Source organism: Actinomadura coerulea, assembly GCF_014208105.1.
Classification (GTDB): Bacteria; Actinomycetota; Actinomycetes; order Streptosporangiales; family Streptosporangiaceae; genus Spirillospora; species Spirillospora coerulea.
On the sequence record NZ_JACHMQ010000001.1, the window covers coordinates 3,655,918 to 3,678,099 of the forward strand.

The 22,182-nt window shown below is 74.1% G+C and carries 18 protein-coding genes, 1 other RNA gene and 1 pseudogene; 11 read left to right on the forward strand and 9 right to left on the reverse strand.

Annotated features, from left to right (window positions below):
* The first annotated feature begins 63 nt into the window (after window positions 1-63).
* Complete coding sequence (sepH, locus tag BKA00_RS16800) at window positions 64-1,842, forward strand: septation protein SepH (protein WP_185026109.1); 1,779 nt, start codon at window positions 64-66, stop codon at window positions 1,840-1,842.
* On the opposite strand, the gene BKA00_RS16805 is transcribed toward sepH, so the two are convergent.
* Window positions 1,814-3,256, reverse strand: coding sequence for a PH domain-containing protein (locus BKA00_RS16805; protein ID WP_185026111.1), 1,443 nt, complete (start codon window positions 3,254-3,256; stop codon window positions 1,814-1,816). The two genes, sepH and BKA00_RS16805, sit on opposite strands and share 29 nt — an antisense overlap.
* Complete coding sequence (locus BKA00_RS16810; protein ID WP_185026113.1) at window positions 3,253-3,813, reverse strand: PH domain-containing protein; 561 nt, start codon at window positions 3,811-3,813, stop codon at window positions 3,253-3,255. The genes BKA00_RS16805 and BKA00_RS16810 overlap by 4 nt, the downstream gene beginning before the upstream one ends.
* Before the next feature lie 302 nt (window positions 3,814-4,115).
* Here BKA00_RS16810 and BKA00_RS16815 point away from each other — a divergent pair, with 302 nt between their 5' ends.
* Window positions 4,116-5,108 (forward strand): ATP-binding cassette domain-containing protein, encoded by a 993-nt coding sequence (locus BKA00_RS16815; RefSeq protein WP_185026115.1) that lies wholly within the window; start codon window positions 4,116-4,118, stop codon window positions 5,106-5,108.
* Entirely contained in the window at window positions 5,105-5,914 is an 810-nt protein-coding gene (locus tag BKA00_RS16820; RefSeq protein ID WP_185026117.1) for an ABC transporter permease, read from the forward strand. Before BKA00_RS16815 ends, BKA00_RS16820 begins: the two co-directional genes overlap by 4 nt.
* 76 nt (window positions 5,915-5,990) lie before the next feature.
* Here BKA00_RS16820 and BKA00_RS16825 read toward each other — a convergent pair whose 3' ends face one another.
* Window positions 5,991-7,364, reverse strand: coding sequence for an NAD(P)/FAD-dependent oxidoreductase (locus BKA00_RS16825; protein ID WP_185026120.1), 1,374 nt, complete (start codon window positions 7,362-7,364; stop codon window positions 5,991-5,993).
* 391 nt (window positions 7,365-7,755) lie between these two features.
* On the opposite strand from BKA00_RS16825, the gene BKA00_RS16830 reads away from it, so the two are divergent.
* From BKA00_RS16830 to BKA00_RS16840, 3 genes are all read left to right on the forward strand, one after another.
* Window positions 7,756-8,343, forward strand: a complete 588-nt coding sequence (locus BKA00_RS16830; protein WP_230298717.1) for a YbhB/YbcL family Raf kinase inhibitor-like protein — start codon at window positions 7,756-7,758, stop codon at window positions 8,341-8,343.
* 268 nt (window positions 8,344-8,611) lie between these two features.
* A complete protein-coding gene (locus BKA00_RS16835) occupies window positions 8,612-10,498 on the forward strand; it encodes a hypothetical protein (protein WP_185026122.1) in 1,887 nt (628 codons plus the stop codon).
* 91 nt (window positions 10,499-10,589) lie between these two features.
* The gene (locus tag BKA00_RS16840; protein ID WP_185026124.1) at window positions 10,590-12,848 is read left to right on the forward strand and encodes a SulP family inorganic anion transporter; all 2,259 of its coding nucleotides are present in this window, start codon (window positions 10,590-10,592) and stop codon (window positions 12,846-12,848) included.
* A 46-nt stretch (window positions 12,849-12,894) separates the two neighbouring features.
* Here BKA00_RS16840 and BKA00_RS16845 read toward each other — a convergent pair whose 3' ends face one another.
* The 5 genes from BKA00_RS16845 to BKA00_RS16865 all read right to left on the reverse strand — a co-directional run bounded on the left by BKA00_RS16845 (window position 12,895) and on the right by BKA00_RS16865 (window position 16,536).
* The gene (locus BKA00_RS16845) at window positions 12,895-13,101 is read right to left on the reverse strand and encodes a hypothetical protein (protein ID WP_230298716.1); all 207 of its coding nucleotides are present in this window, start codon (window positions 13,099-13,101) and stop codon (window positions 12,895-12,897) included.
* Window positions 13,102-13,432: 331 nt separating this feature from the next.
* Window positions 13,433-13,829, reverse strand: an RNA gene (rnpB, locus tag BKA00_RS16850) — RNase P RNA component class A.
* Between the two features lie 48 nt (window positions 13,830-13,877).
* Window positions 13,878-14,978 (reverse strand): bifunctional RNase H/acid phosphatase, encoded by a 1,101-nt coding sequence (locus BKA00_RS16855; protein WP_185026126.1) that lies wholly within the window; start codon window positions 14,976-14,978, stop codon window positions 13,878-13,880.
* Complete coding sequence (locus BKA00_RS16860; protein WP_185026128.1) at window positions 14,975-15,718, reverse strand: zinc ribbon domain-containing protein; 744 nt, start codon at window positions 15,716-15,718, stop codon at window positions 14,975-14,977. Before BKA00_RS16860 ends, BKA00_RS16855 begins: the two co-directional genes overlap by 4 nt.
* On the reverse strand, window positions 15,715-16,536 hold the full coding sequence (locus tag BKA00_RS16865; protein WP_185026130.1) for a Nif3-like dinuclear metal center hexameric protein: 822 nt from the start codon (window positions 16,534-16,536) through the stop codon (window positions 15,715-15,717). The genes BKA00_RS16860 and BKA00_RS16865 overlap by 4 nt, the downstream gene beginning before the upstream one ends.
* Window positions 16,537-16,649: 113 nt before the next feature.
* Here BKA00_RS16865 and BKA00_RS16870 point away from each other — a divergent pair, with 113 nt between their 5' ends.
* From BKA00_RS16870 to BKA00_RS39005, 5 genes and pseudogenes are all read left to right on the forward strand, one after another.
* Window positions 16,650-17,201: a pyridoxamine 5'-phosphate oxidase family protein gene (locus BKA00_RS16870; protein WP_185026132.1), complete on the forward strand. Its 552-nt coding sequence runs from the start codon at window positions 16,650-16,652 to the stop codon at window positions 17,199-17,201.
* A 45-nt stretch (window positions 17,202-17,246) separates the two neighbouring features.
* On the forward strand, window positions 17,247-17,591 hold the full coding sequence (locus BKA00_RS16875) for a DUF6191 domain-containing protein (protein ID WP_185026134.1): 345 nt from the start codon (window positions 17,247-17,249) through the stop codon (window positions 17,589-17,591).
* Between the two features lie 40 nt (window positions 17,592-17,631).
* Complete coding sequence (locus BKA00_RS16880) at window positions 17,632-18,030, forward strand: hypothetical protein (protein WP_185026136.1); 399 nt, start codon at window positions 17,632-17,634, stop codon at window positions 18,028-18,030.
* A gap of 69 nt (window positions 18,031-18,099) precedes the next feature.
* Window positions 18,100-18,189: pseudogene (locus tag BKA00_RS40830) on the forward strand (DUF2510 domain-containing protein); the annotation flags it as partial.
* 936 nt (window positions 18,190-19,125) lie between these two features.
* On the forward strand, window positions 19,126-20,013 hold the full coding sequence (locus BKA00_RS39005; protein ID WP_230298742.1) for a M48 family metalloprotease: 888 nt from the start codon (window positions 19,126-19,128) through the stop codon (window positions 20,011-20,013).
* A 4-nt stretch (window positions 20,014-20,017) separates the two neighbouring features.
* Here the strand turns inward: BKA00_RS39005 and BKA00_RS16890 are convergent, their stop codons facing one another.
* Complete coding sequence (locus tag BKA00_RS16890; protein ID WP_185026140.1) at window positions 20,018-22,153, reverse strand: PspC domain-containing protein; 2,136 nt, start codon at window positions 22,151-22,153, stop codon at window positions 20,018-20,020.
* Between the last annotated feature and the right edge of the window lie 29 nt (window positions 22,154-22,182).

Below are 22,182 nucleotides of genomic sequence, written 5' to 3' on the forward strand. Positions count from 1 at the left end.
TGAGAGCACGGTCGCGCGGTCCGGCGTCCTCCGTGCCGTCTGGACAGGGCAGGAAGGACACGCATGCAGGAGCTGCGCCTCGTCGCGGTCAGCGAGGACGGTACGTACCTCGTCCTGGCCACCGCGGGCCGAGGCACCCGGTTCACCCTGCCCGTCGACGACCGGCTCCGCGCCGCGGTCCGTGGGCACTTCTCCCGCCTCGGCCAGTTCGAGATCGAAGTGGAGAGTCCCTTGCGCCCCAAGGAGATCCAGACCCGCATCAGGTCCGGGGAGACCGCGGAGGAGATCGCCGAGTCGGCGGGCATCCCGGTCGAACGGGTCCGCTGGTTCGAGGGTCCGGTCCTGCAGGAACGCGAATACATGGCCCAGCAGGCGCAGCGCGTCGCCGTCCGGCGCCCCGGCGAGTCGACCCCGGGCCCGCCGCTCGGCGAGACCGTCGAGGAGCGCCTCGGCCGCGGCGGCGTCGACCTGGAAGAGGTCGAGTGGGACTCCTGGAAGTGCGAGGACAACACCTGGCGCGTCCGGCTGTCCTTCTTCGAGGGCGGCCGCCCGCACGCCGCCGAGTGGACGTTCGACCCGCGCCGCCGGCACGTCTCCCCGCTGGACGAGGTCGCCGCCCGGCTCACCTCCGTCGAGTGGGACGACGACGACGCGCTCTCCGACACCGTCACGCCGCTCGTGCCGCGCCGCCCCGCGATGAAGGTCGTCTCCAGCGACCGCGACGCCCTGCCCGGCCGCGGCCTGCCCGCGCGCGGCCTGCCCGCGGAGCCCGAGCAGCCGGCACCCGAGCCGCTGCGCGCCGCCGAGCCCCGCGCCTACATCGTCGAGCGCGGCCGCATGGTCGACCCGCGGCCCGCCTTCCGCGAGGCGAACGAGCCGCCGTCCCTGCGGGAGGCCGCGGCCCCCCGTCCGGCCGCGCACGCCCCTGAGCCGCCCCCTCCGGCCCCGCCGTCCGAGGAGGCGGCTCCGGAGGCGCCCTCCACCGAAACCCTCGCCGACGAGGACGCCACGGCCGTCCAGAGCGAGGAGGCGCAGAGCGCCGCAGCCGGGCCCGCGTCCGCGGAGCCGGCCGAGTCCCCCGCCGCGGGCGGCGAGGACGCCGTCGAACTCGCGGGCGAGACCGCCGGACCCGGCGGGACGGCCGTCGAGGACGCCGACGACGTCGCCGCCGAGGCCGTCGCCGAGGAAGCACGCCCCGCCGAGGCCGCCGAGGAGCCGGAGGACGCGCCCCCGGCCCCCGAGGAGGTCGAAGCACTCGGAGCGGACGTCTCCGGAGAGGTCCCGGAAGAGGAGCACGCGTCCGGCGAACCGGCCGAGCCCGCCCTGAGCGGGCAGGCGGGCGACGACCGCGAGCCGGACGAGGCGCACGCGGCGGAGGACGCGCCCGAAGCCGTCAGCGCGGCGCCGGAGGCCGTGGCGGCTCCCGAACCGGTCCGGGCCGACCCCGCGACGGAGCCGGAGGAACCGGCCGCGGCCGCCGGGACGCCGCCCGCCGCCGTCCGGCCGCCGGTCGAGGACGACGCGCCGCGCGCCCCCGAGGACGAGCGGGAGGCCGCACCCGTCCGCAGGGCCGCTCCGGCCCGCGAGCCCGCCGCGGAGAGCAAGCCCGTGGCCCCGCCGCGGCAGCCGGCGCGCCCGCCCGCCAAGAAGAAGCCGGCGGCCCGGCCGACCATGCCCCCCGCCGCTCAGGACAAGCCGGCCACCGGATCACCGGCCGCCGCGGCGGCGGCCGGCGAGCCCGCGGGCTCGCCGCGTCCGGCCCGGCGCCGCAAGGCCAAGGGCAAGCGCGCCTCCGTCCCGTCCTGGGACGAGATCATGTTCGGTGCCCGCCGGCCCGAATAGGCTCGGCGCCCGCACCGGGCGGCCCGTCCAGGAACGGGGTCAGCCACGCCGGGGTGATGGCGGCGGCGAGGGCCACGGCGTCCGCCTCGGACATGTCCGCCGCCGAGCAGCCCCCGTCGCCCGCGCCCACGGCCGCGAAGAGGGTGGCGAGGCCCAGCCTGCGCTGGAAGAGCGTCTGGCGGACCCGCCAGCCGATGACGGCCGAGTGCTCGACGACGACCTGGCGGCGGCTCAGGGAGCCGGACCGGACGGTGAGGCGCTCCCCGTCGGTGGCGTGGCCCAGCTGCCGGTAGCGGTCGAGCCCCAGCGGCACCGCGAGGACGGCGGCCACGGCGCACGCGCTCGCGACCCAGGGCTGCCCGGCGAGGACCGCCAGGACGGCGACGCCGGCCGGGGGCGCCACCGCGCGGACGACGCGGCGGCTCCGCGCGGCCGGCGGGTGCGCGGTCAGCGGCCCGGGGACGTTCCCGACGACGCGCGCGGCGAGGGCCTCCGCGGCCGCCCGCGGCGCGGCGGGCAGCAGCCGCCCCCGCTGGGCGGCGTCCCCCAGCCCGGTGACGAGGGCGCCGAGGCGCGTCACGCCCGCCGCCCGCTCGAAGGGGTTGTCGGCGAGCTCGACGCCCCGCAGCCGGCGGCGTTCGAGGGAGACGCTGCGGCGGGTGACGAGCCCGCGCTCGGCGACGAGGGACCCGTCCCGCTCGTGGACGGTGAAGTCCCAGTTGAAGAGGGTGAAGGCGATCACCGACATGACGGGCATGGCGACCAGCGTGAGGATGGCCAGCGCCACGACCAGGGCGGTGGGCAGCCCCACCACGTCGTGCCCGAGGGTCGCCACGCGCTCACGCGTGATCAGACCGAGGTCGTCGCCGAGGTTGTAGACGGTGCCGAGGAGGCTGCCCGCCAGCGCGAACGGCGTCAGCAGGTAGGCGCCGCTCAGCGGGGCGTACAGGTACCAGCGGCGCCGCATGCGGCCGAGGGTGCGGCGCGGCGGGACCGGGGCGTCCCGGGCGAGCAGGACGCCGCGCAGCCGTTCGGCCTCGCCGCGGGAGACCGCGTTCAGCTCCCCCTCGCCGCCGTCCGCCCCGGCGTCGATGTGCACGACCGCGAGCCTGAGCAGCCGGTGCGGGAGGGACGCGCTGATGTCCACGCCCCGGATCCGGTCGCGCGGGATGCTCTTGACCGACCGGCCGACGAGCGCGCGCCGGAACTCGATGCGGTCCTCGTGCAGGACGTAGGTGAACGTCGCCCAGTTCGCGACGTGGTAGACGAACCCGAAGGCCAGCCCCACGAGCGTGAAGTAGAACGCGGTGGACAGCCCGCCCACGAGCAGGCCCGTCGCGCCGGCGGCGAGGAGCGCGAGGAGCTCGCGGACGGCGCCGACCACGAAGGTGAGCGGATGCAGGCGTGCGGTCACGTGGCGTCGTCGCGGAGGTCGTGCGCGCGGTGCGCGAGGTCTTCGGCGAGACGCGTCGCCACGTCCACGGGCAGGCCCGCGACCTCCGAGGAGCCGGTGTGGGACGCGGTGTTCACCTCGATGGTGGCGAGGCCGAGCATCCGTTCGATCAGCCCCTGCTTGCTGTCGACGGTCTGGATGCGCCCGACGGGCACCAGCAGCCATTCGCGGCTGAACCAGCCCGTCCGCGTGTAGACGACGTCGGAGCTGACCTCCCAGCGGTGGACGCGGTACCGCCACACGGGCGCGACCGCGACCATGAGCAGGCCCGCGGCGCCGACAATGTAGGGGAGCCAGCCGATCCGGCCGGTCAGCCAGGCGGGCGGCGCGTCCCAGCCCGCGTCGCCGACCCAGGCGGCCACGCCGAGGGCGAGGCCGAACCCCAGACCCCACACCAGCAGGTACTCGATGGCCCAGTGCGCGATCGCGCGGGGCGACACCCGGTGTTCGGGCGGCCGCAGACTCGGCGGGTGCGGCCCGCCGCCGTCCCTCCGGCGACCACGCCGCACCGACGTCACAACGCGAGTCTAGAGCGCCGGGGGCGCCCTCCCGCCGCTTCGGGCGGCCGGAACCGCCGGGGAACCGGCGGCACGATCGCGGCCGCGGCGTCGTTTCTGTCCTTGGTGCGTGCGAGATTTCCAGCGGCGCGTGCGAGATTGTCGGTGGCGCATGCGAGGTTGTGGCGTGGTTCACGCCGCCGGGGCGCAGTGCCCGGGGCGGCGGCAGAAATTTTGGATGCACTTGAACCGGACTCCGCCTATTTTGGCTGGGCCCCTGGCCGGGGGCGCGGGCGTCCGGCAACCGAGTCCTAGGAGATCCCATGACCTACGCGATCCAGGCTGACGGCCTGGAGAAGCGGTTCGGTGAGACCCGGGCGCTTGACGGCGTCTCCCTCACCGCCGAGGCCGGCACCGTTCTCGGCGTGCTGGGGCCCAACGGCGCCGGCAAGACGACCATGACCCGCATCCTCGCCACGCTGATCGAGCCGACGGGCGGCACCGCCCGGGTCGGCGGGTTCGACGTGGTGAAGGAGGCGCACAAGGTGCGGCAGCTGATCGGGCTCACCGGCCAGTACGCCGGGGTCGACGAGATGCTGACCGGCACCGAGAACCTCGTCCTGATCGGGCGGCTCCTCGGCGTGCCGCGCCGGGAGTCCAAGGCGCGCGCCGCCGAGCTGCTGGAGCGCTTCCAGCTGACCGAGGCCGCCGAGCGCGCCGCCAAGACCTACTCGGGCGGGATGCGCCGCCGCCTCGACCTGGCCGCCAGCCTCGTCGGGCGCCCGCAGATCCTGTTCCTGGACGAGCCGACCACGGGCCTCGACCCGCGCAGCCGGAACGGCCTCTGGGACATCGTCCGCGGCCTGACCGACGACGGCGTCACCGTGCTGCTCACCACGCAGTACCTGGAGGAGGCCGACCAGCTCGCCGACGACATCATCGTCATCGACCGCGGCCAGGCCATCGCGCACGGCACGTCCGACATGCTGAAGGCCCAGGTCGGCGGTCAGGTGCTGGAGGTCAGGCCGGTCGACGCGGCGGACGTGGCGGCGGTGGAGCGCATCGTCGGCGAGCTCGCCGAGGCCGTCCCGGAGGTCCGCGACGACCTGGTCAGCGCGCCGATCACCGACCCGCAGCTGATGCCGGCCGTGGTCCGCCGCCTCGACGAGGCGGGCGTCGCCGTCGGCGAGCTGTCGCTGCGCAAGTCCAGCTTGGACGAGGTGTTCTTCGCCCTCACCGGCCACCACACCGACGACATCGACGCCGAGGCCGGAGAGCTGGAGAAGCAGGCCGACAAGGAAGGTGCCTCCGCATGACCACCGCGACGCTCGCTCCGCAGGAGCTGTCCAAGCGGGTCGCGCCCGCCACGGCCCTGCGCAACACGGTCACGCTGGCCTGGCGCAACCTGGTCCAGATCAAGCACAACCCGATGGAGCTGCTCGACCTGTCGATCCAGCCCATCATGTTCGTGCTGCTGTTCGCCTACGTGTTCGGCCCGCCGATGAAGGGCAGCGTCGAGGCGTACCTGCCGATCGTGATCCCCGGCATCATCGCCCAGAACGCCCTGTTCGCCGGGATGAGCACCGGGTTCGGGCTGAACACCGACATCACCAAGGGGGTGTTCGACCGGTTCCGCAGCCTGCCGATCGCGCGCAGCGCCCCGCTGGCCGGGCGGATCATCGCCGACACCGTCAAGCAGGCCTGGTCGATGACGATCCTGCTGCTGGTCGGGTTCGCGATCGGCTTCCGGGTGGAGACGAACGCGCTGGCGGTGCTCGGCGCCTTCCTGCTCCTGCTGGCCTTCGCGATCCTGTTCTCCTGGACGTCGGTCTTCATCGCGATGAAGGTCAGCGAGCCGGAGAAGGTGCAGATCTTCGGCTTCGTGGTCATCTTCCCGCTGAGCTTCCTCAGCACGGCGTTCATCCCGTCCACGAAGGGCATCCCCGGCTGGCTGGCGTACATCATGGACAACAGCCCCGTCACGCAGCTGGTGGAGGCCATGCGCGGTCTCCTCGTCGGCGGCCCCGTCCTGGAGCATGCCTGGATCGCGCTGGCATGGGGCGCCGGCATCTCGCTGATCTTCGCGCCCCTGTCGCTCCGCGCGTTCAAGCAGCGCGCCTGACCCGCGGCCGGAAGGCGCCGGGAACGGGAACGCCCCGGCGGTCGGGTGACCGCCGGGGCGTATCGCGCGGAACGGGTCAGGCCGCGTTCTGGTCGGCCTTGGCCTTCGCCTTCGCGTCGTCGAGGGCCGCGAGCTCGAAGTCGGCGCGCGGCTGCTCGATGGTCGCGAGGGAGACGGTCTCGCGCTTGAGGAACAGCGCGAGCGTCCAGTCCGCGATGACGCGGATCTTGCGGTTGAAGGTCGGGACCATCGCGCCGTGGTAGCTGCGGTGGAAGAACCACGCGGGCCAGCCCTTGAGCTTGATGCCGAGGGGGTTGGCCACGCCCTTGTGCAGGCCGAGCCCCGCGACGGCGCCGAGGTTGCCGTGCACGTAGGGCTTGAGCGTCTTGCCGCGCATCGACCGCACGATGTTGTCGCCGAGCAGCTTGGCCTGGCGGACGGCGTGCTGGGCGTTCGGCGGGCAGAACATGCCGTCCTCGGTGAGGTCCGGGATCGCGGCGTTGTCGCCCGCGGTGAACGCGCGGACGAGGCCCTCGATGGTGAGGTACTCGGTGCCCTTCACGCGGCCGCGCTCGTCCACCGGCAGGTCGCCGTTGCGCACGACCGGCGACGGCTTGACTCCCGCGTTCCACACGAGGGTGCCGGCCGGGAAGCTGCTGCCGTCCGACAGCTCGATCTGGCCGTCCACCGCCGACTGCAGGAAGGTCTTCATCTTCACCGCGATGCCGCGGCCCCGCAGCTGCTCGGCGGTCCACTTGCCCATGTCGGGGCCGACCTCCGGCAGGATGCGGTCGGCCGCCTCCACCAGGACGAACCGCAGGTCCTGCGGGGTGACCTTGCGCATGTACTTGGTGGCGTCGCGGGTCATGTCCTCGAGCTCGGCGACCGCCTCGACGCCGGCGAACCCGCCGCCGACGAACACGAAGGTGAGCGCCTTGCGGCGCAGCTCCACGTCGTCGGTCGACTCGGCGATCTCCAGCTGCTCCAGGACGTGGTTGCGCAGGTGGATGGCCTCGCCGACGGTCTTGAGGCTGATGCCGTTCTCGGCCAGCCCGGGGATCGGCAGCAGCCGCGGCACCGCGCCGGCCGCCATGACCAGGTAGTCGTAGGTGATCCGCTCCGGCGGCCCGGCCAGCGGCTGGACGATCGCCCATCGCTCGTCGTGGTTCAGCTCCGTCACACGCGCCTTGAGGACCGTGCACTTCGGCAGCACCCGGCGCAGCGGGACGACGACGTGCCGCGGGGAGATGTTCCCGGCGGCGGCCTCGGGCAGGAACGGCTGGTACGTCATGTACGAGTTGGGGTCGACGACGGTGACCCTGACCTCGCCCCTCCTCAGCTCCCGCTTCAGCTTCTTCTGCAGGCGAAGAGCGGTGTACATGCCCACATAGCCGCCACCCACGATGAGGATGTGGGGAGCGCCGGGGGTCCCCTGGGCGGTCCTGGCCATTGCGGCCCTCCAATGTCACGGTCGGCTTGTGAAGACATTCACAAACTAGCGGATGGAACGTGCCGTTCACCAATCGGGAACCACGAAAGAACCGCCGAACTTCCCGTTACGGCAAAGGATCGGGCGGATACGGGTGTGAAACCCGCCACTCCTTACCCAAAAGCGGGGTGTAGCGCAGCATTGCACGCATGACGAACGTCACAGGACATCGCCCCGGACGGCGTCCTCCGGAGGCGGGGCGAACGGCCCGTCCCACCCCTGGAAAACCCCTAAGGTTGGGGCGGACGAGGAAGGGGGCGCCGGCGGCGGGACGCACGCGGCCGACAAGCGGGGGCCGAGATGACGGCGATCCGGCGGCGCGCGGCGTACGATCTCGCCCGGGAGCGTATCGATGATGAGCAGAGACCGGCGGCCGGTCATGGCCGCGGCGGGCGCGCTCGCGCTCGCCGGGGCGCTGAGCGGCTGCGGGCTGATCGGCCAGCCCCAGAACAAGAGCGCGGAACTGTCGGAGTGGTTCACGGTGACCAGCCCGGTCTTCCGCGATGGGCGCGAGTTGCCCCCGAGATACGGCTGCACGACGTACCCTGGCGGGCAGGGCAAGACCCCGCCGCTCCGGTGGTCGGGCACGCCGGCCGGCACCCGGTCGTTCGCGATCGTGATGGACGACCCGGACGCCTCCGGCGGCGCCAAGGTCCACTGGGTGATCGCGGGCATCGACGGAACCGTGAACGAGCTGGTCGAAGGCGCCCGGCTGGACGGGACCGTCGAGGGCTTGACCTCAGGCAAGAAGGCGGGTTACGCGCCCCCGTGCCCGCCCAAGGGAGAGAAGCATCGGTACCGGTTCTCCATCTACGCGCTGGACGACCCGGCACCGTTCCAGAACGGCGCGGCCTTGAAGGACTCGCTCCCCGCGATCGCCAAGCACACGGTGGGCCGCGGGCGGATCAGCGGGAACTTCGGCGGCGAGCAGGCGCGTTGACCGTGGAGCCTGCGAGCACCGGGTCAGGGCGGGCCCCCGCCGGGGCCGAAGCTGTCAGGGGTGTGCCGGTCGGCGGAGTTGGCCGATCAGCACGCGCCGTGTGAGGGTAAATGTGCGCGAAGGGTGTGACAACGGTCATAGCGGTCGGAGAGAATCGGGCTAAGCCAAGGCGGCGGAAACCCGTGACTATCCGGACGCTGGCGACAATCGGGACGGACCCGCGGTCCGCGCTGGCGACTCTCGCCGGGCCAAGGCATTGGGTGGTGGCATGACTTCTTACATCGTGGTCTTCGGCCTCATTGTGGTCGTCGTCCTCGTGGTCGTCCTCGTGGCCCTCGGCCTGCGGGCCAGCAGGGCGGGGGGCGATGACGACGACGACTGGATGGACGACGAGCCGCAGAAGCAGCCGCGCGGCCGCCGAGGGATCCCCCCGCCACAGGAGCAGCCGGGCGGCCCGGACGAGTACGGCCCCGGATACGACGAGGGCTACGACGGCGGCTACGACCGCGCCCCCGAGCCCGCCTCCGACCGCCGCGTCGCCGGGGGCGGCGCCGGCGGCGGCGGCCCGCTCGCCGCTCCCACCTCCGCCCCCGGGCCGTCCGCCCCGCCGCCCCCGCCTCCGGGCCACGCGTCGGACGAGATGGAGGACGACGACTACTGGGCGACGATCACCTTCGACAAGCCCAAGTTCCCCTGGCAGCAGAACGAGGGCGGCCCGCGGCCCGAGAGCGACCCGGCCGCCGACCCGCTGAACGCGCCGGCCGCCCCGCCCGAGCAGCCGGCCATCGAGCCGCCCGGTCTCACCCAGCCCGTCTCCCTGGGCCCCGACGGCACCGTCCTCAACGGCCTCGGCGCCGGGACCGGCCCGCAGCAGACGCCGCCGCCTCCCGGCCCGGGCGGGTTCCAGGGCGGCTCCCCGTTCCCCGGCAACGACCCGAGCGCGACGTCGCTCGACCCCATCCCGACCGACCTGGCCGGACCGGGCGCCCACGGCCCCGGCCCGCAGAGCCCCTTCGGCGGCCCCGGCCTGCCCGACCAGCCGGTGTACGGCGGCCAGGAGCCCCAGCCCGCGTACGGCGCGGCCGACTACGGCTCCGGCGACCCGTCCTACGGCGGCCAGGACCAGTACGGGAACCAGGACCAGTACGGAAGCCAGGATCAGTACGGCGGGGACCAGCCCCAGTACGGCGGAGACCAGCCGCAGTACGGCGTTCCCGAGCAGCCCCAGTACGGCTCACCGGAGCCGTCCTACGGCGACTACAGCTCCGACCCGCTCGGCGGCGGCCGTCCGGCCGCGGGGCCGCCGCCCGCAGGCCGCCAGGACTACGACATGCCGCTCGGCTCGTCCGGTCCCGGCGGGGCCCTCGGCAGCGACCCGCTCGGGCTGCCCCTCGGCCGTCCCGAAGAGCCACCGGCTCCACCGGCTCCGGCCGCTCCGGCCGCTCCGCCTCCTTCCCCCGCCCCGGCCGCGCACGGCGGCGGCTCCGACACCGACGGCCACAAGCTTCCGACGGTGGACGAGCTGCTCCAGCGCATCCAGTCCGACCGGCAGCGGACGGGCCCGCCCTCGCCGTCCGACACGGGCGGCTCCTACGGCGGCTCCCTGAACGACCCGCTGGGCGACCCCCTCGGCACCGGCTCCTACGGGACGACCCCGTCCGGCCCGCCGAGCACCGGCAACACCGGCCCGTGGCCGTCCGGCGGGCAGCAGGGCGGCGGCTACGACACGGGCACCGGCCCCGGCCAGGGCTACGACTCCGGGATCGGCGGGCCACCCGGGTACGGGCAGGGCCAGCAGAACGACGGCTACCCGACCGCTCCCGCCTACGGCGACTCGCAGCGCTACGACGACCCGCTCGGCGGGTTCGGCGGCGGGAGCGGCGAGGGCGGCCCCGGGGGCCCCGGCGGCGCCGGAGGCTACGGCGACTTCAGCGGCAGCAGCTACAACGGCGGCGACCCGCTGGCCGCGCCCCACGACCAGGGCACCGGCGGCTACTCCGACCCGAACGCCACACAGGCGTACGGGTCCGGCTACTACGGTGGCGCGCCGCAGCAACAGCAGAGCGGCGGCTACCCGCAGGGCGGCCAGCAGGACGACAACCCCCCGTACGGCTCCCAGCAGCCCACCGACGACTGGGAGAACTACCGCCGCTGACCAGCGCACAGTCGATCGAGGGCCGCCGGATTCGTCCGGCGGCCCTCGTCGTGTCCGGGGAGAGCTTCCCGATCATGATTGAATACGTTGTGTGACTTTTCAGCCACAGAACGCATCCACGCTCCGGCGAGATCTGCTCGCCTCGTTCGTCGTTTTCCTCGTCGCGATCCCGCTCTCGCTGGGCATCGCCGTCGCCTCCGGCGCGCCCGTCGCCGCGGGGCTGATCGCCGCCGTCGTCGGCGGCATCGTCGCGGGCCTGATCGGGGGCTCGCCGCTCCAGGTCAGCGGGCCCGCGGCCGGGCTCACCGTCCTCGTCGCCGGCCTCGTGCAGACCTACGGCTGGCGCGCCACCTGCACGATCACCATGCTCGCCGGGCTCGTGCAGATCGCACTGGGCGCGAGCCGGGTCGCGCGCGCCGCCCTCGCCGTCTCCCCCGCCGTCGTGCACGGCATGCTCGCCGGGGTCGGCGTCGTCATCGTCCTCGCCCAGATCCACGTGGTCCTCGGAGGCAGCCCCCAGCAGTCGGCCGTCGCGAACCTGCGGGAACTGCCGAGCCAGCTCGCCGAGCCGCACACGCGTTCCGCGGTGGTGGCCGGGCTGACCGTGCTCGTCGTGCTGGGCTGGTCCCGGCTTCCGAAAATCCGGGTGCTCCGCCTCATCCCGGGCCCGCTGCCCGCCGTCGCCCTCGCCACCGCCCTCGCCTGGGCCCTCGGCTGGCAGGTGCCGCGCGTCGACCTGCCGCCCTCCCTGCTGGACGGCTGGAGCCTCCCCGTCATGCCGCAGGGGTCACTGTTCGGCATCACCGGCGCGGTGGTCTCCGTGGCTCTCGTCGCCGCCGTCGAGTCCCTGCTGTGCAGCGTCGCGGTCGACCGCGCCCGCCCGGCCGGCGTCCCGGCCGCCGACCTCGACCGGGACCTGCTCGGCCAGGGCGCCGCGAACACCGTCTCCGGCGTGCTGGGCGGCCTGCCGATCACCGGGGTGATCGTCCGCAGCACCGCCAACATCGAGGCGGGCGGCCGCACCCGGCTGTCCCCCGTCCTGCACGGCGTCTGGGTCCTCGTCCTCGCCCTGGCCTGCGGGCCGCTCATCGAACAGGTCCCGCTGGCCGCGCTCGCCGCTCTGCTGGTCGTGCTCGGCGTCCGGCTGGCCGACGTGTCCCGGGTCCGCGCCCTGCGCCACCACCGCGAGGCGCCCGCCTACTTCGTCACCCTCGGCGGCGTCGTGCTGTTCGGCCTCGGAGAGGGCGTCCTGCTCGGCATCGGGGTCATGGCGGTGCTGGCCCTGCGCAGGCTCACCCGGCTCTCGGTCCGGACGGAGCAGCTCCTGGCCGCCCCCGGCGACGCCCCCGCATCGCCCCGCTGGCACGTGGTCGTCGAGGGCACGTTCACCTTCCTCGGCGTCCCCCGCGCGGCGCGCGCCCTGCAGCGGATCCCGGCGGACGCCCGCGTCGACCTCGACCTCAACGTCGACTTCATGGACCATGCCGCGTTCGACGCCGTCCACCGGTGGCGGCTCGCCCACGAGCGCCAAGGGGGGAGGGTCGACATCGACGAGGTCCATGAGGCTTGGTATGAAAGAGCTGTGACAGGCGATATCTCCCAAGCGGCCAAGAATCCGCCTCCAGCCCGCTGGTGGGCCCCCTGGTCCAACCGGCGGCGGCGGCCCGAGGCCGAGCTGGACGCACCCGAGATGTCCCCCGCGGACGTCCTGCTGAACGGCGTCCGCGACTACCACGGGCGCACGGCCCCGCTCGTCCGCCCGATCATGGCCGAGCTGGCGATGGAGCAGAAGCCCCAGCACCTGTTCATCACCTGCGTCGACTCGCGCATCGTGCCCAACATCATCACCGCGAGCGGCCCCGGCGACCTGTTCATCAACCGCAACGTCGGCGCCCTCGTCCCCCGGCATGGCTCCGGGACGCCCGACGACTCGGTGGCGGCCACCGTCGAGTACGCCGTCAACGTCCTGGGCATCAAGACGATCACGGTCTGCGGCCACTCGAACTGCGGCGCGATGGCCGCGCTGCTCGCCGGCGGCTCCGAGGTCGAGCACCTGGAGGGCCTGTCGCGCTGGCTGAAGCACGGCAACCACAGCCTCGCCCGCTTCCTCGCCGAGGAACCGCCCGTCGGCGAGCAGGCCCTCGCCCGCCTCTGCAAGATCAACGTGATCCAGCAGCTCGACAACCTGCGGACCTACCCGTGGCTCCGGGAGCGGGTCGACTCCGGCGACATCGAGCTGGTCGGCCTCCACCTCGACCTCGGGTCCGCCACCGTCGAGGTCTACGACCCGGCCGGCGGCGCCTTCGTCCCCGTCCCGGACGAGGCCCCGCGGCCCCGGACGCTCACCTGAGGAAGGGCGCGGGTCGTCCCCGGCAGGACGACCCGCGCACCCGGTCCTACCAGCGCCCGACGAGCTCGTCCTCGCCGCGCGTGTGGCTGCGTACGTACATCCCCGTGACCTTGCGCGCCCGGCGCGCGCGCCGGTCCGTCGCCGGCAGGAACAGCGCGTCGCGCCGGCTGGCGCGCGAGAAGTCCCACAGGTACACCAGGCTCCCCAGCGCTCCGGCGAGCACGAGGGCCACGAACACGATGACGATCATCATCGCTCCTCTCCACGGGACTCCAGCACCCCGGTCCCGCCGCCGTCACCGATCAGGGCGATCAGCTCTTACCAGGACGGTAAGCGCCCCGTTTGAAGCCCTCTGTGTCCCATGACCTGTTTCGGGAGAGTCTCTAGCCACGTACCCCGACGGGTCGCAGATGCTCCGGCCGTAGGCGGTACGCGAAGTCACCCACTGACGCCGTACCGACCAGCACGACAGGTGTGGACGCCGTCCTCAACACAGCACCCCATGGGGCCCGGCCACCACCGGCCCCACCTTCGCCGGACGAGGCCCCCGGCCGTCATCCGGCGCGGGGCCATGGGGAAGAGGGCGGACGAGTCGGCCTGTAAGCCGGGTTCTGTGTCCGTCGTCCCTTGCGGGGCGGCGGGTGACGGCCATCCATCTCGGGCCGCCGTTGCCGGCGGTCTCCAGCGGTCTACCCGCAGGCTCGGGCGGGCCGCCCTCAGGCACCTGCGCGGGACCCCTCGCGGGGCCCCTTCTTGACCTTGCTCCGGGTGGGGTTTACCTAGCCGCCCACGTCACCGTGGGCGCTGGTGAGCTCTTACCTCACCGTTTCACCCTTACCACCGGCGGACCGGTGGCGGTCTGCTTTCTGTGGCACTGTCCCGCGGGTCACCCCGGGTCGGCGTTACCGACCACCCTGCCCTGTGGAGCCCGGACTTTCCTCGACGGGGATCGCTCCCCGACGCGGCCGTCCGGCCGGCTCGTCCGCCGTGGCTCAAGGTTAGCGGCTCCGTGTGCCGCACACGTACCCGTCAGGCGGGGAGGTGGTGGGTGTCGTTGAAGGCGCGCAGGGTCGCCGGGCCGTCGGCGTACCAGTCGATGGACGTCAGCGCCGCCACGTCGAGGTGCATCCGGTACAGGGACGACATGGGCGCGCCCAGGGCGTCCTTGACGAGGAGCTTGATCGGGGTGACGTGCGAGACGACCAGGACCGTCTGCTCGCGGTAGCGGACCTTCAGCTTGTCCAGGGCCGTGCGGACGCGGCGGGAGACCTGGGCGAAGCTCTCCCCGCCGGGCGGGGCGGCCTCGGGGTCGGCCAGCCACGCCTTCATCTCGGCGGGCCATCCCCTGCCCGCCTCGGCGAACGTGAGCCCCTCCCAGTCGCCGAAGTCGGTCTCCCGGAAGCCGTCCTCGACCCGGACGTCCAGGCCGGTGACGGCGGCGGCCTCGGCGGCGGTGTCGCGGCAGCGGGACAGGGGCGAGGTGACGATCGCGTCGATCCCCCGGTCCTTGAGGGCGAGGGCCGCCGCGCGGGCCTGGGCGAGGCCGTGCGGGGTGAGGGGGACGTCGCCGATCCCGGCGAAGCGCTTCTCGACCGACAGGGGCGTCTCGCCGTGCCGCAGCAGGAGCGTGGTCGTCGGGGTGGAGGAGGCCGGCCGGGGCGGCTCGGGCTCCTCCGGCGCCTCCTCGACCTTGCGCGTCCAGTGCTCGCCGCGGGCGGCGGCGTCCATGGCCTCGTTGGCGAGCCGGTCGGCGTGCGCGTTGCGGTTGCGCGGGATCCAGCCGTAGGTCACCGATCCCAGCCCGGCGGCCGCCTCGCGGGCCCGCAGCGCCAGCGGCACCATGTCCGGGTGCTTGATCTTCCAGCGGCCCGACATCTGCTCCACGACGAGCTTGGAGTCCATCCGGACCTCGACGCGGGCGGACGGGTCGATCGCGGCGGCCGCCGCGAGCCCGGCGATCAGGCCCCGGTACTCGGCGACGTTGTTGGTGGCGTGCCCGATCGACTCGGCGACCTCCGCGAGCACCTCGCCGGTCAGCGCGTCGCGGACGAGCGCCCCGTACCCGGCGGGCCCGGGGTTGCCGCGCGACCCGCCGTCCGCCTCGACGACCAGCTTCCGGCCGGTGCTCACAGACCCGACTCGGGCGTCCGGACGAGGATGCGGCGGCACTCCTCGCAGCGGATGACCTCGTCCTCGGCGGCGGCCCGGATGCGGTTCAGGTCGACGGTGTTCAGCGCGAGGTGGCAGCCCTGGCAGGCGCCGCGGTACAGCTTGGCGGCGCCGACGCCGCCGAACTGGCCGCGCAGCTTCTCGTAGAGGCCGAGCAGGTCGTCCGGGACGTCCTTGGCGACGGCGGTGCGCGCGGCGCTCGACGCCCCGGCCTCGTCGTCGATCTCGCGCTGGACGGTGTCGCGGCGCTCGGTGAGCGCGGCCAGCTCCTCCTGCGCGCCGGAGCGCTCGGCGTTCAGCGCGGCGACCCGGCCCTCGGCCTCCTCGGTCCGCTCCATGATCTCCAGCACGACCTCCTCCAGGTCGGACTGGCGGCGGTGCAGCGACTCGATCTCGGTCTGCAGGCTGCTGAGGTCCTTGGCCGAGGTCACCTGGCCCGAGTCGAGCCGCTTCTGGTCGCGGTCGGCGCGGGTGCGGACCTGGTCGACGTCCTGCTCGGCCTTCTTCTGCTCCCGCCGCAGGTCGCCGACCTCCGTCTCGGCCGCCACGATCGCGTCGCGCAGCTCGGTCAGCCGGCCCTCCAGCCGCTCGATCTCCGCCAGCTCGGGCAGCGTGCGGCGGCGGTGCGCCAGCCGGTCGAGAGAGCTGTCGAGATCCTGCAGGTCGATCAGGCGAAGCTGGGCTTGCGGTGCGGCTTTCACTTTGCTCCTTCGTCGTGGAGTGTCCAGGCGTCGGTGATGAGCGTGGACACCCGTGTCTCCAACTTGCCCGCTTCCGGGGACGACGCGGCCAGGCGCCGCTCGGCGTCGGCGAGCCACGGCCACTCGGTCGCCCAGTGCGCGGCGTCCACCAGGGCGGGGCCGCCCTGCTCGGCGAACTCCGACGCGGGGTGGTGCCGCAGGTCGGCGGTGAGGTAGACGTCGACACCGGCCGCCTGGGCGGTGCCGAGCAGGGAGTCGCCGGCACCGCCGCAGACCGCGACGGTGCGGACGGGGCGGTCCGGGTCGCCGGCCGCCCGGACGCCCCAGGCGGTGGCCGGCAGCCCGGCCGCGGCGCGCCGGGTGAACTCCCGGAGGGAGACCGGTTCGTCCAGCTCCCCCATCCGGCCGAGGCCGCGGCGCGGGTCGTCGTCGGCGGGGACCATCGGGCGCAGGTCGCCGGTGAGCCCGACGGCCCGCGCCAGTGCGTCCGACACGCCCGGGACGGCCCGGTCGGCGTTGGTGTGCGCGGTGTGCAGCGCGATCCCATTAGTGATCATGCGGTGGACGAGCCGGCCCTTGGGCGTGGTGGCGGCCACCGAGTGCACCCCGCGCAACAGCAGCGGATGGTGCGTGACCACGAGGTCGGCGCCCCATTCCAGTGCCTCGTCGAGCACGGCGGCGACGGGATCGACGGCGAACAGCACCCGTCCCACCTCCTGGCCAGGGTCGCCGCAGACGAGACCGACGGCGTCCCAGGACTCCGCCCACGCGGGTGGATAGAGCTCCTCCAGAGCGGAGATGACATGGGATAGACGCACGTCCCGCAGGCTACCGCGCCTGGGCGCTCCCAACGAGCCACCGAGCGTCACCCCGAGACGCCAAGGTCTGTAACGATATGGGACGGACAGTGCACGACCGAGGGAGGAACGCCATGTCGGCCGCCGGCGCCGCCGCGGAACCGGAGCCCATCCAGCCCATCCGACCCGTCGAACCGAAGGCGGAACGTCCGTACATGCCGGGTTACGGCATCCAGGGACCGCATGAGGGAAGCGGCCTGCTGCCGTGGTCCTGGGCCGTAGAGCGGCTGCGGGCCGCCCGCAACTTCTGGGTGTGCACCGTGCGGCCGGACGGACGTCCGCACTCCATGCCCGTCTGGGGCGCCTGGTCGGGCGAGGCGCTGCTGTTCAGCAGCGCGGTGCCGTCCCGCAAGATGGTGAACCTGCGGGCGAACCCCCAGGTGGTGGTCACCACCGAGGAGGCCGAGAATCCGGTCGTCATCGAGGGGCGCGCCGAGATCGTCACCGAACTGCGGGATCTACAGCGGTTCATCGACCTGGTCAACTCCAAGTACGCCACGCGCTATCGTGTCGATTTCCTGGACCCGGAGGTGAACGCCACCGTCGCGGTGCGGCCACAGTCGGTGTTCGGGCTCCGCCAGGGAGATTTCACCGGTTCTCCCACCCGGTGGTCGTTCATAACCTGAATGTCCGCTGGGATCATTCTGGAGACTCATCGCGTTGGAGAGTGTGTGAAGCCACCCTTTCGCCGCCGCAAGCGCGTCAAGGGCCGTCCGATGGGCAACCGCCCGGAGGCGGCCGAGCCGGAGACCATCGAGTGGCCCCGCGAGGGGACGGGCAAGTCGTCCCTGATGGGGGCCATCAGGGGCGACGGCGAGACCGGCGCCGGTTTCGGCGGCGGCATGTTCGAGGACCTCGCCTCCGCCTTCGAGGGCTCCAAGAAGGTCAAGCAGGAGGAGCTGGAGCGGCAGAAGGTGCTGCGCCAGGACGACCACGAGCAGACCGGATCCGGCAACGTCCGCGACGACCTGGAGTCCGGCAAGATCCGGATCCGGCGCACCCCGCCGCCCGGATGACCTCTCGAACATAGGTTCGAATCCGGGTTATCCTGCCCTCGTGAGCACCTACGTCCCGCCCGGCTGGCCCTCGCAGGTGCATCCGCCGGGCACCGACCGCTTCGTGGACACGGCGCTCGCCTGGCTGCTGGAACTCGTCCCGCCCGAGTACCGGCGCTACGGCGTCCTGCGCCGCTACCCCATCGCCCTCGCCCGCATGGCCCGCCACCACGTACACGCGTCCGTGGAGGCGGCCCGGGAGGGCTTCCGCACCGCTCGCGTCGATCTCGGGGACGTCGTCCCCCCGCACGGCGTCGAGTCCGTCCTGGACGCCTACCGCCGCGAGGGCGCCCGCCTCGTCTCCCTCCTCCAGGGCATCGAGCTCGTCGAGACGGCCCTGCGCGGCCTCGCCGAGCCGGACGATCCCGCCCATCGCCGCCCCTTCACCCCCAAGCTGTGACCGCCGTGTTGACGCTGTGTCGCGCCGTGCGCAAGCCTTGATCTGTTCCTTAGGGGAGGCGGGGTTCCGGTGAGCGCACCACCTGGGTGGTATCCAGATCCGGAGTTGATGGGTCGCGAACGCTACTGGGATGGCCAGACCTGGACCGGCCAGTCGCGCCGCTACGACTCCCGCGCCCGCCGCCGGGCCTCGCTGAGCGCCGACCCCCCACCCGCAGCCGCCCCGCGCCCGCAACGGCCTGGGCCCCCACCACCGCCTCCCCCGGCAGCCGTCGAACCGCCGCCCGCAGGGGAAGTAACCCCGGAGACACCGGCGCCGCGTCCCCCGCAGCCGCCGGTCTCAGAGGCCGAGCCGTCCCACCCTCCGGCCACGCCTCCACGCCCGTACGGGCCCACGGCGCACCCCGCGCAGCGGCCGTTCTCGGGTCCTGAGCCTCGTCGTCGCCCAGACACCCCTCCGTCGCCACCTGAGGCCGCCGAGAAGCCGTCCGCTTCGCAGGTGCCCCTACAGGAGGCTCGGCCCGAACCGCCCACGCTTCCCCCGCCGAGCCTGGGCGCATCCCGGCCCCCACAGCGGCCTCCCTCGCCGTCGCACCCCCCGGAAACACCGCGCCCCGCGAACGCTCCGTCGCCTCCCCCGCCAGCGGAGCCGCCGACTCCTCCCCCACCGCCCCCGGTAGAAGCTCCGCCGGCAACACCGGCGCCCCCGCCGCCGAACCTCGGCGAGGCGCGTACGCCGCCCGCTCCGCCCCGGCCGCCCGCTGCGCCACCGCGCCCTGCGACGTCTTCGTCTCCGGGGCGGACGCACATGCCGTCGCCGCGCGTGGAGTCGGGGCGGCGGTCCGGGCCGCCGCAGGGGCGGGGTAGGCCCGCTCCCCCGTCTCCGTCGCGGCCTGTTCAGCCGCCGCCTCTGGAGGAGGCCCGGTTCGAGTCCTCGGCGCCTCCGCCGCCGCGGCTCGGTGGGGGCCGTCCGCCGCGGCCTGCGGTTCCGCCGCCCTCGCAGGAGGCTCGGATGGAGACGCCGGCGCCTCCTGCTCCGGGGCTCCGGAAGCCCCATGCTCCCCGTCCTCCGGCGCCGCGGCCAGCGGTGCGCCGGTTGCCGGAGCAGCGGGTGGCGGAGGCGCCGCGGCAGGCGGAGGAGACGGGGCCGCGTTACCTTCCGCCGGGGCGGCCGCAGGGCACGCCGTCCGGGCAGGCCGGTTTCGCGATCGGGCTCGTCGTGCTGGTCGAAGGGGGCCTGGTCGCCGCCGTCGCCTTCGGGGCGGGGTCCCTGTGGCCCTTCTGGGGCGCGGTCTCGGTGTTCGCCGTGTGGGCGCTTCTGCTGCTGGCGCCCCTCAGCGCCTCGCGCTCCTACGGCTACCGGGAGCCGGACGGCGAGGAGCGCGCGCGGCTGGAGCACGCGTGGCGCTACGTGCAGCAGCACGCCGGGGTCAGCGGCTACCGGCTCGTGATCGTCGAGTCGGACGGGCTGAACGCGTGCAGGCCCTCAGCGCGCACGGTGGCGGTCACGTCGCAGTCGGCGCGCTCGCTGGCGCCCGGGCACCTCGCCGCCGTCCTCGCCCATGAGCTGGGGCATCTCCAGGGGTGGCGGGCGGTGCCGGCGTTCGTCCACGCGCAGGTGACGCTGCCCAACCGGACGCTGCGGTGGGCGCTGCGGACGGCGTGGTCCCCGGTCGCTCCGATGTGGAGGCGGGCCGTCGAGTGGCACCGGCCGATCGGCTTCCTCGGGGTGTTGCTGCTGGGCGCCGTCGCCGCGGCGGTGACGGTGCTGGTGGCGGTGCCTGCCGCGCTCGCCTACGCCGCCTCGCTGGGCGCGCGCCTGCTGGACGCCGGTGGCGAGGCGCGGGCGGACGCGGCGGCGGTGCGCATGGGGTTCGGCGCGGACCTGGTCGCCGCCGTGGAGCACCGCATCGAGCACCAGCCCGACGGGCTGCCGCTGCCCCTCGTCCGGCGGGCGCAGGCGCTCCGCCGCCGGCTCGGCTGAGCGGTCAGGTCCTTCCGCCGAACAGCGGCGGCGGGCCCTGGCGGGGGTCTTCGGGCGGCCGCGGGCCGGTCTGCTGGCCGGGCGGCGGGCCCGGCCGGGTCGACAGGGGCGCCCGCGGCGGGGGCAGCACGGGCGGGGCGGCCCAGGGCGGGGCGGACGGCGCGCCCCACTGCTGGGGCTGCGGCGCCGGGCCGGGCGAGGTCAGCGCCGGGTCGGCGGCCGGGAGCGCCTGCTGCGGGGGCGGCGGGTCCGGAAGGGGGCCGGTGGTGACGCGGTCCAGGGTGATGATGGCCGGGTCGCACTCGACGGGCGTGATGGTGCGGCCGCCGCCGGGCGCCGACTCGACCAGCAGCAGGGCGTGGTCGGGCAGGTACTGGAGGGTGACGGGTTCGACGACGTACTCGTACACGCGCTGCGTGGTGTCGGCGTCGCTCCAGTTGGTCCCCTCCGCGTAGGAGTAGGCGGCCGACCAGTTCCGCGAGGTGGAGGTGGAGGTGCCCTCGGTGTCGCTGGTGCTCGTCGAGCCGCCCCGGTTGCTGCCGCGCTGGTAGGACGTCGACCGGTCGGGGAAGAGCCCGAACATCTCGCCGCCCGAGTAGCTGGTGCCGGACGAGCGGTTCGTCCCCCAGTTGCGGGACGTCCCGGTGGTGCGGCTGGTGCTGTAGGTCTCGGAGTCGCCCGTGCCCTCGGTGTCGGTGGTGGTGTGGGACTCGTTCCCGCCAACGTTCTTGGTGATCTGCGACAGGACGAAGCGGTGGTCGCGCCCGATGAAGTCGGCGGCGCGGGACGCGTCCTCGTGGTTGCCGAGCCGCATGAACGCGACGGCGCCGCCGCCGATCATCTCCGCGGAGGTCTCCCGCAGCCGCCGGAACAGCAGGGTCAGCGGGACGCCGCGCCGCTCGCAGGCGTCCGAGAGCCGTTCGAGGTGGCGGCGGGCGAGCTCGTCCGCTCCGGCGACGACGAGGGCGGGCGTGGAGGCCCCCGACGCGGTGATGCGGTGCGTCACCCACTGGACGATGAGGTCGGTCAGCAGCTCGGAGCGGACGTTGCGGGCCTGGCTGTCGAGCGCGACGCAGGTCAGGTAGCCGGCGCCCTCCTTCTCGGCGGGCGCCGTCCCGAGGTCCTCCAGCGGGTGGATGTAGGACTCGATCCTCGACAGGCTCGCGTGGGCCTGCCGCCGGTACTCCACGGTGAACAGCTCGTTCGCGATGTGCCGCCGCTCCTCGCGGGTCAGCGCGTCGCCGTCGTCGGGCTCGCCCATGAGGGCGCGCAGGGCCGCCGCGATCCGGCCGAGCGTGACGTCGTCGCCGAGCGCGCCGCAGACCCGGGTCAGGATCCGGTCGTCCATGCTGCGGTCGGCCCGCGCGGCGTCGGGCGTGCCGCCGTGCATGGACTCGACGATCGCGTCCACCAGGTCGCGGGGCGACATGTCGGACAGCAGGCTGGAGGAGGCCTGGCGGCTGGGCAGCAGCTGCGCGTCCACGCCCATCCACGCGGCCTGCGCCAGCTCGACGAGTTCGCGGCTGACGACCTCGCGGGACAGGTCGAGCACGAGCAGGGGCTGGACGGCGAGGGTGGACGTCCCGTAGGTGGTGAGCAGCGCCTCCCACGCCCACAGCGTCCCGCCGAACACGTCCAGACGGCGGCCGGGGCGCGGGGCCGCGCCCCATTCGGGCAGGTCGCTCAGCCGCGCGCGCTCCGCGGCGTCGTGGGCCTGCCTGCGCGCGTGCCACTGCCGCGCCTGGGCCTGGTAGCCGCCGATGACCTGCTGCTGGGCGAGGTCGTGGGCCTGGCGGGCGCTCTGCCGCTGCCGGACGGCCCACCAGGTCAGCGCCGCGCCGGGGGCCAGGACGATGGCGGCCAGCAGGAGCGAGCCGACCGAGACGGTCCCGGATCCGCTCGCCGAGCAGGCGGCGAAGAGCACGAGGACCATCGCGATGGCCGCGCTCACCGGGAGCGTCCGGCTCAGCCTGTGCTGCGCGAGCTGCTCGGTCTGGACGACCCGGCGCGCCAGGTAGTCGGGCAGCGCCTGCTGCTGGGGCGGCGCGTCCGGGAAGGGGCGCAGGAACCACCACCGGTCGCGGAACACCCAGCCGAGCCGGGGATCGGGGGTGAAGAGCCGTTCGCGGCGTGACAGCAATCCCCCATGGTCGACCGCCCTCACGATCT